The organism is Acidovorax sp. 99 (assembly GCF_003096455.1).
In the GTDB taxonomy this organism is placed as follows: Bacteria; Pseudomonadota; Gammaproteobacteria; order Burkholderiales; family Burkholderiaceae_C; genus Acidovorax; species Acidovorax delafieldii.
Genome location: NZ_QEKU01000001.1, coordinates 4,788,845 through 4,802,570 on the forward strand (window position 1 = coordinate 4,788,845; position 13,726 = coordinate 4,802,570).

Annotated in this window: 11 protein-coding genes and 1 tRNA gene; 2 read left to right on the forward strand and 10 right to left on the reverse strand. The window is 61.1% G+C overall.

Annotated elements, in window-relative coordinates:
* Window positions 1-64 precede the first annotated feature (64 nt).
* Entirely contained in the window at window positions 65-871 is an 807-nt protein-coding gene (locus C8C95_RS22005; RefSeq protein WP_056063373.1) for a protein phosphatase 2C domain-containing protein, read from the forward strand.
* A gap of 133 nt (window positions 872-1,004) precedes the next feature.
* Here C8C95_RS22005 and C8C95_RS22010 read toward each other — a convergent pair whose 3' ends face one another.
* From C8C95_RS22010 to C8C95_RS22030, 5 genes are all read right to left on the reverse strand, one after another.
* Window positions 1,005-1,700 (reverse strand): hypothetical protein, encoded by a 696-nt coding sequence (locus C8C95_RS22010; protein WP_116749993.1) that lies wholly within the window; start codon window positions 1,698-1,700, stop codon window positions 1,005-1,007.
* Complete coding sequence (gene zapE / locus C8C95_RS22015) at window positions 1,697-2,794, reverse strand: cell division protein ZapE (RefSeq protein WP_116749994.1); 1,098 nt, start codon at window positions 2,792-2,794, stop codon at window positions 1,697-1,699. Before zapE ends, C8C95_RS22010 begins: the two co-directional genes overlap by 4 nt.
* Before the next feature lie 81 nt (window positions 2,795-2,875).
* Window positions 2,876-4,303, reverse strand: coding sequence for a dihydrolipoyl dehydrogenase (gene lpdA / locus C8C95_RS22020; RefSeq protein WP_116749995.1), 1,428 nt, complete (start codon window positions 4,301-4,303; stop codon window positions 2,876-2,878).
* A gap of 90 nt (window positions 4,304-4,393) precedes the next feature.
* Complete coding sequence (gene odhB / locus C8C95_RS22025; protein WP_056063386.1) at window positions 4,394-5,659, reverse strand: 2-oxoglutarate dehydrogenase complex dihydrolipoyllysine-residue succinyltransferase; 1,266 nt, start codon at window positions 5,657-5,659, stop codon at window positions 4,394-4,396.
* 51 nt (window positions 5,660-5,710) lie between these two features.
* Window positions 5,711-8,590, reverse strand: a complete 2,880-nt coding sequence (locus C8C95_RS22030) for a 2-oxoglutarate dehydrogenase E1 component (RefSeq protein WP_056063390.1) — start codon at window positions 8,588-8,590, stop codon at window positions 5,711-5,713.
* Window positions 8,591-8,833: 243 nt separating this feature from the next.
* Here C8C95_RS22030 and C8C95_RS22035 point away from each other — a divergent pair, with 243 nt between their 5' ends.
* The gene (locus tag C8C95_RS22035) at window positions 8,834-9,898 is read left to right on the forward strand and encodes an AI-2E family transporter (RefSeq protein ID WP_116749996.1); all 1,065 of its coding nucleotides are present in this window, start codon (window positions 8,834-8,836) and stop codon (window positions 9,896-9,898) included.
* A gap of 140 nt (window positions 9,899-10,038) precedes the next feature.
* Here the strand turns inward: C8C95_RS22035 and C8C95_RS22040 are convergent.
* The 5 genes from C8C95_RS22040 to tolB all read right to left on the reverse strand — a co-directional run bounded on the left by C8C95_RS22040 (window position 10,039) and on the right by tolB (window position 13,681).
* Window positions 10,039-10,114, reverse strand: a tRNA-Lys gene (locus C8C95_RS22040).
* A 42-nt stretch (window positions 10,115-10,156) separates the two neighbouring features.
* The gene (locus C8C95_RS22045; protein WP_116749997.1) at window positions 10,157-10,987 is read right to left on the reverse strand and encodes a tRNA threonylcarbamoyladenosine dehydratase; all 831 of its coding nucleotides are present in this window, start codon (window positions 10,985-10,987) and stop codon (window positions 10,157-10,159) included.
* Window positions 10,984-11,709 (reverse strand): tol-pal system protein YbgF, encoded by a 726-nt coding sequence (gene ybgF, locus C8C95_RS22050; RefSeq protein WP_243415796.1) that lies wholly within the window; start codon window positions 11,707-11,709, stop codon window positions 10,984-10,986. The genes C8C95_RS22045 and ybgF overlap by 4 nt, the downstream gene beginning before the upstream one ends.
* A 65-nt stretch (window positions 11,710-11,774) precedes the next feature.
* The gene (pal, locus tag C8C95_RS22055) at window positions 11,775-12,317 is read right to left on the reverse strand and encodes a peptidoglycan-associated lipoprotein Pal (protein ID WP_099730420.1); all 543 of its coding nucleotides are present in this window, start codon (window positions 12,315-12,317) and stop codon (window positions 11,775-11,777) included.
* 44 nt (window positions 12,318-12,361) lie between these two features.
* The gene (tolB, locus tag C8C95_RS22060; protein ID WP_056063403.1) at window positions 12,362-13,681 is read right to left on the reverse strand and encodes a Tol-Pal system beta propeller repeat protein TolB; all 1,320 of its coding nucleotides are present in this window, start codon (window positions 13,679-13,681) and stop codon (window positions 12,362-12,364) included.
* Window positions 13,682-13,726: the final 45 nt, after the last annotated feature.

Below are 13,726 nucleotides of genomic sequence, written 5' to 3' on the forward strand. Positions count from 1 at the left end.
ATAATACGCGCTTGGCCCGCTTTCCACGACAGGCGTTCGCGTAGGCGCCCCCACAATCTGCAGCATGACCAAAGCGTTTCGCCTCATCGCCTCCACCGGCATCCACAAGGGTGACCGCGAATACCAGCAAGACCAGGTGGCCCTGATCTCCCACGAGCGGCACAACGGCTGCGTTCTGGGTGTGGTTGCCGACGGGATGGGCGGCCGCAGCGGGGGGCGCAAGGCATCAGACCAGGTCATGATGACAGCACGGCAACTGTTCGAGCGGTACTCGCCCGACACCGATGACCCGGTGGCAATGCTCAAGAACATGGTTGAAGAGGCCCACATCGTTATCCGGTTGACGGCCATATCGGCAGAGCAGGAACCTCACAGCACCATCGCTGCGTTTCTCATCAATCCCCGGGGCGACTGCCATTGGGTGCATGCGGGCGACTCGCGCATCTACCACTTTCAAGGCTCACGGCTGGCATTCCGCACCAGCGACCACTCTTATGTGCAAGCCCTGGTGGACCGGGGTGAGCTGACGGAAGCAGAGGCCAACAACCATCCTCATTCCAACATTCTGGTGGGTTGCCTGGGCACAGAGAGCGATCCGCCCATCACCACCCACGTCATTCCCCAACTTCAGCCGGGCGATGTCTTGCTGGCCTGCAGCGACGGGGTTTGGCACTACTTTTCTCCCACCGAACTGGCATCGGTGGTCGATTCGCTGTCGCCCCGCGAAGCGACGGAGTTCCTGATTGAAAAAGCCCGCTCCCGGGCACGCGGAGGCGGCGACAACCTGTCGCTGGTGGTCGTCAAGATCGAAGCCCTGGCCGAAGAGAAAAAGATTGCGCGCCTGACGCCGCTGGACACGGGTCGGCCCTGAGGGCCTTGTCTGCACCACCCATCGGTGTATCGACGGGTGAACGCGAACCCATCGAGCAACCAGCAGATAGTCGCCGATACCCTATCGTCAACCACTCAGCCACTGGTTGCTTGGCTCAGCGGCCCTTCCAAACTCAGCGAGGCGCAGAAGCAGCAGGCGCTGGCAAGGGCGCTGCAGGCTTGCGGCCCTGAGCCAGGGCATCAGCTTGAGATTTTTCGACCCGCGCGCGGCGCTCCTCCGCCGCTTGGAGCGCCTGGGTATGTTTGGCACGCGATTGGGCAGCGCGCTCGGCAGTCCCCGCAGCGCGGGCCGCCTGTTCACTGGCCTGAACCTGGGCACGGCTATTTTGTTGCTGCGCGCGTTGGTGTGCGTCCTGGTCCCGCTGTGCCTTGGCAACATCCGGATCGGCGGATGGCTTGCGAACCTGCGCGTCAGCGCGTTTGCTCGCTGGCGGTACGGCCATTTGCTTGTCTTCAATGGCCCGCAGGCGCTCCGCCGCTTTCTCCCTGCGCTCGGCATCGTTGAGTTCAATTTCCTGCGCACGCAATCGGTCGTGGGACTCCCGTGCCTTGGCACGCACGCTGCGCAAGCAATCCTCCACGGCAAAACGTTGGTAGCACACCGCCTCATCCTGCTGCCGCCGGGCCGTCAGTGCCTCGCGCTCCATTTTGATTCGGTCACGCTCCACTTTGCGATGTGCTGCGGCCGACGCGGATGCGGGATCTACTTTTTCCCCCGTCGCGGCCCAGGCCGGGACGGCCAGCACAGGCAGTGTTGAGCAAGCCAGCGCCAGCACTACCGCCAAAAAGCGACCACCGGTCTTGTTCATGTCAACCCCGTATCCACCATGCGGCGCTCTAGCGCCAGAAACTCCTTGGACTGCATCTCGTTGAGCCGGGACACTGTGCGCGGAAACTCGTGAGCCAAAGGCCCTTCGGTATACAACTGCTCGGGCGGCACAGCCGCCGACAGGATGAGTTTGACCCGGCGGTCATAGAGCACATCCACCAGCCAGGTAAAGCGCCGCGCAGGCGACGCCATGCTCACAGGCATGTAAGGAACATCGGACAGCAACACCGTGTGGAACTGCGTTGCAATTTCCAGGTAGTCGTTTTGCGATCGAGGACCACCACACAGTGTCTTGAAGTCAAACCACACCACCCCGCCAGCCTTGCGACGGGCGCGAATTTCGCGCGCCTCGATATGCAGCACGGGGTCTTCATCGTGCACTTCAGCGAGTTGGTCGAACGCCTGGTTCATCTCGGCATCCGCCTCTGCGCCCAGTGGCGTGTGATACAGCTTTACGTGCTCCAGCGTACGCCGGCGGTAGTCGGTGCCGTTGTCCACATTGACCACCTCCAGCCGCTCGTTGAGCAGTGCAATGGCGGGCAAGATACGGTCGCGATGCAAGCCACCGGGGTAAAGGTCGTCAGGCTTGAAATTGGAAGTGGTCACGAAGCCAACGCCGTTGTCGAACAACGCCACCAGCAATCGGTGCAGGATCATCGCGTCCGTGATGTCCGCCACGTGGAACTCATCAAAACAGATGAGCTTGTAGCGTTTGGCAATGCGCTCGCCCAACACATCCAGCGGATTGACCGTGCCCTGAAGGGCCGCCAGTTCGCGATGCACCTCACGCATGAATTCGTGAAAGTGCAGGCGCACCTTTCGCTTCAGGGGAACAGCGTCAAAAAAGCACTCCATCAAAAAGCTCTTGCCGCGCCCCACCCCGCCATACATGTAGACACCGCGGGGAATCTCCGGGCGGTTGATCAGCTTCTTGATCGCGTTGGAGCGCCGAGCCTTGTACCGGGCCCACTCGTCAGCACAGCGCTGCAGGGCTTCCACTGCTCGCAGCTGGGCGGGGTCGCTTTGATAGCCTTTGGCGGCCAGCTCGGCCAGGTAAGCCTGTTTGACGGTCACTTTGCGGTTGCTCTGATACTACAAAATTGATAGCTGCAAGCGCATGTTAATCATGCGCTTTCAGCCGATTGAGACCCAATATCAGAAGTTCAGCGTGCGCTTATCCACCGCCAGCGCTGCTTCCTTGGTGGCTTCGCTCAAGCTGGGGTGCGCATGGCAAATGCGTGCGATGTCTTCGCTGCTGGCCTTGAACTCCATGGCGACCACGGCCTCGGAGATCAGCTCGCTGGCCTGTGGACCCACGATGTGCACGCCCAAGATCTCGTCGGTCTCGGCATCCGCCAGCATCTTGACCATGCCGGTGGTGTCGCCCAGCGCACGTGCGCGGCCATTGGCCAGGAACGGGAAGCTACCCGCCTTGTACTTGACGCCGTCGGCCTTGAGCTGCTGCTCAGTGCGGCCCACCCAGGCGATCTCGGGGCTGGTGTAGATGACCCAGGGGATGGTGTTGAAGTTGACATGACCATGCTGGCCGGCAATGCGCTCGGCCACGGCAACGCCCTCTTCCTCGGCCTTGTGGGCCAGCATAGGGCCGCGCACCACGTCGCCCACCGCCCAAACGCCGGGCAGATTGGTCTTGCAGTCAGCATCCACCACGATGGCGCCGCGCTCGTCGAGCTGCAGGCCCACCGCTTCGTTGTTCAGGCCGATGGTGTTGGGCACGCGGCCGATGGAGACGATGAGCTTGTCCACGTCCAGCGACTGTGCTTCGCCCTTGGCGTTGGTGTAGGCAATGCTCACACCCTTTTTGCCGGTCTTGATCTCGCCGACCTTCACGCCCAGCTCGATCTTCAGGCCCTGCTTGTCGAAGGCCTTCTTGGCTTCCTTGGCGATCTGCTCATCCACCGCGCCCAGGAAAGTGGGCAGACCTTCGAGGATGGTGACTTCAGCACCCAGGCGGCGCCAGACCGAGCCCATTTCCAGGCCGATCACGCCCGAGCCGATGAGGCCGAGCTTCTTGGGCACGGCGCCAACGCGCAGCGCGCCATCGTTGGACAGCACCAGTTCTTCGTCGAACGGCGTGCCGGGCAGCGCACGGGCGTTGGAGCCGGTGGCGATGATGATCTGCTTGCCGGTCAGCGTCTCTTCAGCGGCACCTGCCACTTTGATCTCGTAGCCGCCTTCGGCAGCCTTCACGAACGAGCCACGGCCGTGGAAGAAGCTGACCTTGTTCTTCTTGAACAGGTACAGGATGCCGTCGTTGTTCTGCTTCACGACGGTGTCCTTGCGGGCAATCATCTTGGCCACGTCCATCTTGACGCCAGTGGCGGTGATGCCATGCTCGGCAAAGTGTTTGTTGGCATGCTCGAAATGCTCGGACGACTGCAGCAGGGCCTTGGAGGGAATGCAGCCCACGTTGGTGCAAGTGCCGCCCGGTGCGGGGCCACCCTTTTCGTTCTTCCATTCGTCGATGCACGCGACATTGAAGCCCAGCTGGGCGGCGCGGATGGCGGCGATGTAGCCGCCGGGGCCGCCACCGATGACGATCACATCAAATTGTTTGCTCATGGGAAATCTCGTTCAGTCAGTTGGAGAAAGACCCACCGGCGGGCAGGACCAGAGGCCGGGCCACGCGGGTGGGTCGATACAGTCAGGGGATCAGATGTCGAACAGCAGGCGCGATGGGTCTTCCAGCGCGTCCTTCATCGCCACCAAGCCCAGCACGGCTTCGCGGCCGTCGATGATGCGGTGGTCATAGGACATGGCCAGGTAGTTCATCGGGCGGATCACGATCTGGCCGTTTTCGACCACGGCGCGATCCTTGGTGGCGTGCACGCCCAGAATAGCCGACTGGGGCGGGTTGATGATGGGGGTGGACAGCATGGAACCGAACGTGCCGCCATTGGAGATGGAGAACGTGCCACCGGTCATTTCTTCAATGCCCAGCTTGCCTTCCGCAGCCTTCTTGCCGAACTCGGCAATCTTCTTCTCGATGTCGGCGAAGCTCATCTGGTCTGCATTGCGCAGGATGGGCACCACCAGGCCACGGGGCGAGCCCACAGCGATACCAATGTCGAAGTAGCCGTGGTAGACGATATCGTTGCCGTCCACCGATGCATTCAGCACAGGGTACTTCTTGAGGGCATGCACAGCAGCCTTGACGAAGAAGGACATGAAGCCCAGCTTGGTGCCGTGCTCTTTGGTGAAGCTGTCCTGGAACTTCTTGCGCAGGTCCATCACCGGAGCCATGTTCACTTCGTTGAACGTGGTCAGGATGGCGTTGGTCGATTGCGACTGCAGCAGACGCTCGGCCACGCGGGCACGCAGGCGGCTCATGGGCACGCGCTGCTCGGGGCGGCCGCTCAGGTCTTCCTTGCCAGCGGGCGCTGCCACCTGGGGCAGTGTCTTGGAGGGCACACCGGTGGGGATCACGCTGGGGGCTGCCACGGCAGCCTTGGCGCCACCGGCCACAGCGGCCAGCACATCACCCTTGGTCACACGGCCATCCTTGCCCGAACCGGCCACGGCCGACACAGACAGGTTGTTGTCGGCGAGCAGCTTGGCGGCGGCAGGCATGGCCACATCGCCCTTGGAGCCACCGGCAGCAGCGGGTGCGGCAACAGGCGCTGCGGCGGCAACAGGAGCTGCTGCTGCCGGAGCAGGAGCCGCGGCACCAGCCTTGCCTTCGGTGTCGATCTTGGCGATGAGCTGGTCGGCCACCACCGTGGCGCCGTCGCCCTGGATGATTTCAGCCAACACGCCAGCGGACGGTGCGGGCACTTCGAGCACGACCTTGTCGGTTTCGATCTCGATCAGGATCTCGTCCACCGCCACGGCCTCACCGGCCTTTTTCTTCCAGGTCAGCATGGTGGCTTCAGCCACGGATTCGGACAGCTGGGGGACTTTGACTTCTACGATAGCCATATCAATTCTTTCGGAATGGGGTTTTGTTCTGTTGTCGGGTCGCAGCTGGCCTTACTTGGTCAGGACAAAACCCTTGAGCTTGGCAAACGCGCCGTCCACCAGCGCCTTTTGTTGTTCTTGGTGCAGGTGCGAGTAACCCACGGCTGGCGATGCGGAAGCTGCGCGGCCGGAGTAGCCCAGCTTCTGGCCTTCGAGCATGTTCTCGTGGATGTAGTGCTGCACGAAGAACCAGGCACCCTGGTTTTGCGGCTCGTCCTGGCACCACACCACGTCGGTGGCGTTGGGGTACTTCTTCAGTTCAGCGGCAAACGCCTTGTGCGGGAAGGGGTACAACTGCTCGACGCGCAGGATCACCACATCGTCGGCTTCCTTCTCTGCGCGCTTCTTCACGAGGTCGTAGTAAACCTTGCCAGAGCATGCGATCACGCGCTTGACCTTGGCCGCCTTCTTGACGATGGCTTCATCCTGCTCGGGAATCACCGTCTGGAAGCTGCCCTTGGTGAACTCGGACAGCGGCGAGGTCGCATCCTTGTTACGCAGCAGCGACTTGGGCGTCATGATGATCAGCGGCTTGCGCAGATCACGCACCATCTGGCGACGCAGCACGTGGAAGATCTGGCTGGCCGTAGTGGGTTGCACGATCTGCATGTTGGCGTCGGCAGCCAGTTGCATGAAGCGTTCCAGGCGGGCAGAGCTGTGCTCTGGGCCCTGGCCTTCGTAGCCGTGGGGCAGCATCAGGGTGATGCCGTTTACCCGGCCCCACTTCACTTCGCCGGAGGCGATGAACTGGTCGATCACCACTTGGGCGCCATTGGCGAAGTCGCCGAACTGCGCCTCCCAGATCACCAGTGTATTGGGGTCGTTCGACGCATAGCCGTACTCGAAGCCCAGGACAGCTTCTTCGGACAGAATGGAGTCGATCACAACAAACGGGGCCTGGTTGTCGGCCACGTTCTGCAGCGGCACGTAGGTACCAATGTCCCACTTCTCGCGCTTTTGGTCATGGATCACGGCGTGGCGGTGCGTGAACGTGCCGCGGCCGCAGTCTTCACCGGACAGGCGCACGGGATAGCCGCTGGCCACCAGCGAGGCAAATGCCATGTGCTCACCCATGCCCCAATCCACAGGGATGTCACCACGGCCCATGGCCGCGCGGTCGTCATACACCTTCTTCACCAACTGATGCGGCGTCACGCTCTCGGGGATGGTGGTGATCTTCTCAGCCAGGCGCTTCCACTCGGCCAGAGGAATAGCCGTGTCTCCAGCATCAGTCCACTTTTTGCCCAGGAACGGGCTCCAGTCCACCGCGTACTTGCTCTTGAAGTTGGTCAGCACGGGATCGACCGTGTGCTTGCCCGCATCCATAGCAGCGCGGTAGGCCTTGACCATGTCGTCGCCCAGTGACTCGCCCAGACCCTGCGCCGCCAGCTTATCGGCGTACAGCTTGCGTGTGCCGGGGTGTGCGCCGATCTTCTTGTACATCAGCGGCTGCGTCAGAGCCGGGGTGTCCTGCTCGTTGTGGCCCAGCTTGCGGAAGCAGATGATGTCCACCACCACGTCTTTCTTGAACTCCATGCGGAACTCAAGCGCAAGCTGAGTCGCCAACACCACGGCTTCCGGATCATCACCGTTCACGTGCAGTACGGGCGACTCGATCATCTTGACGATGTCGGTGCAGTAGAGCGTGGAGCGGGTGTCACGTGGATCGGACGTGGTGAAGCCGATCTGGTTGTTGATGATGATGTGCACCGTACCACCCGTGTAGTAGCCACGGGTCTGGGCCAGCGCCAGAGTTTCCTGATTGACACCTTGGCCTGCAAAGGCGGCGTCACCGTGCACCAGCACTGGCAAAACCTGCTTGCCGTGTGGATCGGCACGGCGGTCCATGCGAGCACGCACAGAGCCTTCGACCACGGGGTTCACGATTTCCAGGTGCGAGGGGTTGAATGCCAGCGACAGGTGAACCGGACCGCCGGGGGTCGTCACATCCGAGCTGAAGCCCTGGTGGTACTTCACGTCACCCGCAGGCAGGTCTTCGGGAGCGGTGTGATCGAACTCAGCGAACAGGTCCTTGGGCATCTTGCCCAGCGAGTTGACCAGCACGTTCAGGCGGCCCCGGTGGGCCATGCCGATCACGATTTCTTGTACGCCCTTGGCGCCTGCAGACTGGATGAGTTCATCCATCGCAGCAATAAAGCTTTCGCCGCCTTCCAACGAAAAGCGCTTCTGACCCACGTACTTGGTGTGCAGGAAGCGCTCCAGCCCTTCAGCAGCCGTCAGGCGGTCAAGGATTTGTTTTTTCTTGTCAGCACCAAAGCTGGGCTTGCTGCGGATCTTTTCCAGCTTCTCCTGCCACCAGCGCTTCTGGTTCTGGTCGGTGGCGTACATGTATTCAGCGCCGATGGAGCCACAATAGGTCTCACGCAGCGCGTTGATGAGTTCACGCAACGTCATCGACTCTTTGCCGAAGAACGTGTTGCTGGTGTTGAACACAGTTTCCTGATCAGCATCGCTGAAACCGTAGAACGAAGGCTCCAGTTCAGGAATTGCGGGACGCTCTGTGCGCTTGAGCGGATCCAGGTCGGCCCAGCGCTGACCCACATTGCGGTAAGCGGCGATCAGCTGCTGAACGGCGGTACGCTTGCGGCCCAGTTCAGAGTCGGCGCCCGTCGCAACCACGACCTTGGTGCCGCCTTGCTTGGCACGCTCGGCAAAGGCATTGATGACAGGCAGATGGGGAACGTCTTTGGCGTTGCTGCCATCCACGGCGGGGACATGCTGCAGCGCGTCAAAGTACTCGCGCCACGTATCTGGCACGCTACCGGGATTGGCGAGATAGTTCTCGTACATCTCTTCGACATAGGGCGCATTGCCGCCGAAGAGGTAGGTGTTGCCTTGGTAGGCTTGATAGACGGATGTCGTATCGCTCATATTCCGCTGACCTCCGCTTTCCTTGGGAAAGCATTAGCTGGTTGAGAAACCTTCCGCGACACGGCTGAACCGGTTGGCGGATGCGACTGTGGCTGGGGAAGGGCCTTGGTACGGGCGCCATTGTGCCACCGAACCGAAGTCCACCCCCAAAAAGTGGATCCAGACCATCGCCGCGCAGCGCAAGAAGCCGCGCTGATCGACGCCTCGCGTACATTCCGGGTATCCCATTGCAAACCCCACTCCATGCCGCATCAACACCTCCAGGACAAAGCCTTTTTGCTGCTGCTCACCCTCGTCACCGTCGCGTTCGGTGCGATCCTGTGGCAGTTTCACGGAGCCGTTTTCTGGGGCGTCATCCTCTCCATTCTTTTTGCCCCACTGCACCGCAAACTGCTGCGAAAAATGCCCAAGCGGCCCACGCTCGCGGCCTTATGCACACTCGGTTTGTGCCTTGTGGTGGTGATCTTGCCGATGACGGCCATCACGGTGTCGCTCATTCAGGAGGCCACCGCAATCTACGAACGGGTGCGCTCAGGTCAAATCAATTTTGGGCTGTACCTGCAGCAGGTCATTGCTGCACTGCCAGCTTGGGCTGTCGGCCTGCTTGACCGCCTCCAACTTACCAGCGTCGGCGAGCTGCAGCAAAAGCTCTCGTCCTTCGCGGTACAGGCCAGTCAATTCGTTGCGACACAGGCGCTGAGCATCGGTCAAAACACCCTGGAGTTCATTGTCAGCTTCGGCATCATGTTGTACCTGTTGTTCTTCCTGCTGCGAGACGGAGCCAGTCTGGCACAGCGTATCGGGCAGGCCACCCCCCTGGAAGAAGCGCACAAGCGCCAGCTGGTCGGTAAATTCACGACCGTGATCCGTGCCACGGTCAAAGGCAACATTGTGGTGGCGGCTTCTCAGGGCGCGCTGGGCGGCATGATTTTCTGGATCTTGGGCATCCAGGGACCGGTGCTGTGGGGGGTGCTCATGGCCTTCCTGTCCCTTTTGCCAGCCGTGGGCGCCGGGCTGATCTGGGTGCCTGTGGCCATCTACTTTCTGGCAACCGGCGCTGTGTGGCAAGGCGTGGTGCTGACTGCATTCGGCATCTGCGTGATCGGACTCGTGGACAACATCCTGCGCCCCATTCTGGTGGGCAAAGACACCAAGATGCCCGACTACATCGTGCTGATCTCTACACTGGGCGGCATGGCCTTGTTCGGACTCACGGGGTTTGTAATCGGTCCAGTGATAGCTGCACTGTTCATGGCCAGCTGGGACCTTTTTTCACCACCGCCGGAGATGGACGCACCCACCCGGTGATCCCCTCCAGCCTCGGCCACATTTACCAGTCAGGGGCATCGATGGCCTTTGACTGGCGCTTTAAATGGCCGCCAAAAACAAAAGCCTCCCAAGGGAGGCTTTTGGCTGAACACACATTCAATGATGCGCTTTGAATCGGGTGGTAGGACGTACAAGATTCGAACTTGTGACCAACGGATTAAAAGTCCGCTGCTCTACCAACTGAGCTAACGTCCCGACCGATTGCAGCTATCGTGTCGATTGCTGCAAAGCCTTGAATTATAGCGTCTTTTTTCCAGCCGATTTGGAATTGGTTGCAAGTTTATCGAGCACCCAGCCTGCGGCACATTGGCCGAAGGTCGCGGTCACAGCGACCACCGAGCCGTAGCCGTGGCAGTTCAAAGAACCATCGCCATCGATATTGCAGGAAGCATCTGGCGGGGCTACGGCCTCACGGCTGAAAACACAGGTGACCCCGATCTTCTTGCCCTCCCGCGGTGCGCCGTGGTGTTTGCGCAGCTGATAGCGCATTTGGGCCAACAGCGGGTCATGGGTGGTCAGTGCGAGATCATCCACATCCACCTTGTGCGCATACCGCTTGCCCCCTGCTGCACCCACGGTGATGTGCAGCACCCCGTGGGCCTGCGCCCATATGGACAGTGCAGTTTTGGCTTTGATCTGGTCACAGGCATCAATGAGAGCGTCTACGGGCGTTTGCAGCAAGGCAGGCCAGTTTCCAGGCTCCACAAACTCCTCCACGCAATGCACGATGCAGTCCGGGTGGATTTGTGCGATGCGATCACGCATGGCCAAAACCTTGGCCTGTCCCACCGTATCGGTGAGCGCATGGATCTGTCGGTTGATGTTGGATTCAGCCACATGGTCCAAGTCGATCAGGGTAATTTGCGCGACGCCGCTACGCGCCAGGGCCTCTGCGGCCCACGACCCGACTCCACCAATACCAACCACGGCCACGTGCGCGGAGCGAATTCTGGCTGCGCCCTGCACTCCGTAGAGCCGCTGAAGCCCACCAAAGCGGCGCTCCGAAGCGTGCTCCGCACCACCATCTGGCGCAGCCTGCGAGGCAAAAGCCACATCACCCGCCATCACTTGAGCCGCGACAGGCGTTCTTTAGCGGCCACAGCGGCCTCAGACTGCGGATAAGCCCGGATGAGGTCTTCCAGTGTCTTGCGCGCGGTGCGTGTGTCTTTGAGCTCAATCTGGCAATTGGCGATGGACAGAGCTGCCTCGGGCGCACGGGCGTGCATGGGGGCGTCGGTCAGCATTTGCTTGAAATTGCCGATGGCTTCCTTGTACTCACGCGTAGCGTACTGGGCATTTCCCAACCAGAAACGGGCAGAGGGCACGTAGCCGCTGCGCGGATACTGCCGCACAAAGCCCGCGAAAGCGACACTTGCATCAGGGAATTTGCCGGAGCGAAAGACAGCCAGAGCCGCCTCAAAATCCCGCTTTTCGGCAGGATCTGCCTGGAAATCTCGGCCATCCACATTGACCTTGATAGGCTCGAACTGCCGCAATCGCTCATCCACACCCTGCGCGATGTCTTTCTGCCGACGCTGCAGTTCACCGACATCGCGCAAAAGCTGCTCGTTCTGGCCGTTGAGTTTGGCTTGCTCGGCACGCAAGGTCTCGATCTGCGTCTGCAAATCCAGCAGACTGCGGCGCAACTGAGCGTTTTCTTCGCCCAGCTTGCGCACCTCTTCGGCAGAGCGCTGCTGAGACAACTGCAGACCATCAACGCGCTGTCGCATCTCCAGGATAGCCCGTCGCGCTTCGCCATCTTCAAAGATGGCGGCATGGGCAGAAGACATCGACACGGCGAGCAGTGCCACCGTGACCAGCGCCCGCAACGAGAAAACCGGTGCAGCGGATGTCATCAACGGTACGAGAGTTCAGCGCGGCGGTTCTGGGCGCGTGCATCTTCGGTAGCGCCTTGGGCTGCAGGCTTTTCCTTGCCAAAACTCACGGCCTCGACCTGGCTGTCAGGCACGCCCAGCAAGCCCAGCGAACGGCGCACGGCTTCTGCACGCTTCTGGCCCAGTGCCAGGTTGTACTCGCGGCCACCACGGTCATCGGTGTGGCCTTCGATCATGACCTTGCGGTTGGGGGCCGCTTTGATGAAGCGGGAATGCGCTTCAATCAGCGACTGGAACTCGGGTTTGATCACGTAGCTGTCGTAATCAAAGTACACGACGCGCGCGACCCCCACGGGGCCTGCACCGTCACGGCCGGACTGGCCGAGGTCCACGCCCGCCACGCCGCTTTGCGAGGTATTGCCGGAGTTGGCACCGTTGTTGGCTCCACCCATGGTGGAGGTGGCATTTTTGTCTTCGACCGGCACGTCATCCAGCTTCACGCCAGAGCTGCAGCCCGCCACGAGAGCGGCAACGGTGAGGGCAAGGGTAATACGTTTCATCATCCAAATTTCTCCTGAAGGCTTGATAACTGAAAGTGCAGATAAGTTCATTGCTTTTGGAACGGGCCCCAGTCCGGCTCGCGGATGTCGCCCGCCTGACCGGCGAGACGCGCCTTGATCTTGCCGTCCAGGGTTGTGGTCATGAGGGCTTCACGGCCCTGCTGTTGGGTCGCGTAAACAATGAGCCGGCTGTTGGGCGCAAAGCTGGGATTTTCGTCCGCCGTCGTATCTGTCACCGCATTGACGGTGCCCGTGGACAGATCCATCACATGCAGCTTGAATGCGCCACCCACGCGGGAGATGTAGGCCAGCCAGCGACCGTCGGGACTCACGCTGGGCGAGATGTTGTAGGTGCCAGTGAAGGTCACGCGCTCCGCATTGCCACCGGACGCACCCACCTTGTAGATTTGCGGGGCACCGCCCCGATCGCTCACAAAGAAAATGCTGCGGCCATCGCCCGAGAACACAGGCTCGGTATCGATGCCTGCGCTTTGCATCAGACGGCGCGGCTCGCCGCCGTTGGCATCAATGGTGTACAGCTGCGAGCCGCCATCGCGGCTCAACGTGACTGCCAGCGTACGGCCATCCGGCGCCCAGGCTGGCGCACTGTTGGAGCCACGGAAGTTCGCGATCAGGCGCCTGCGACCTGTGGCCACATCGTGCACATAAACAACCGGCTTGCGCGACTCAAACGACACATAGGCCAGTTGCCCCCCGTTGGGCGACCATGCAGGCGAGATGATGGGCTCGGGGCTGGACAGTGCGGACTGGGCGTTCTCGCCGTCGGCATCCGCAACCCAAAGGCTGTAACGGGGGCCGGTTTTGGTCACATAGGCAATGCGCGTCGAGAAGATACCGCGCTCACCCGTGAGCTTTTCGTAGATGAAGTCGGCAATGCGGTGCGACACCAGGCGCAGGTCGCCCTGCGTGACCACAAAACTCTGTCCGCCCAGGTCTTGGCCCTTGACCACATCCCACAAACGAAACCGCACATCAAAACGCCCATCAGCCAAACGCGTGACGCTGCCAGTGGCCAGTGAATCCGCACTTTTCTGGCGCCACAGTGCGACGTCTGGCCGCGCGGTTTCGTCCAGCGTTGCGCCGGAGGCGTCAATGGCGCGGAACTGCCCGCTTCGCTCCAGGTCGGCCTGGACGATGGCCGCAATTTTTTGGGGCGATTGCGCCTCGCCCCGAAACGGAGCAATGGCGATGGGCAATTGGGTCAGCCCAACGCCGGTGACTTCCACACGGAATTGAGCAAGCGCTGGAATGGATGGTGAGGCGATGAGTGCGGCCAGCAACTGGCGGCGCAGGGGAAGCAGCGGAGCTGCAGAAGATGGGTGTTGGGAGATTCGATCTGTGGTCATTGGCATCCAGCAGTGGCCGAACAAGTGCCGAAAGGGCAAACCCGA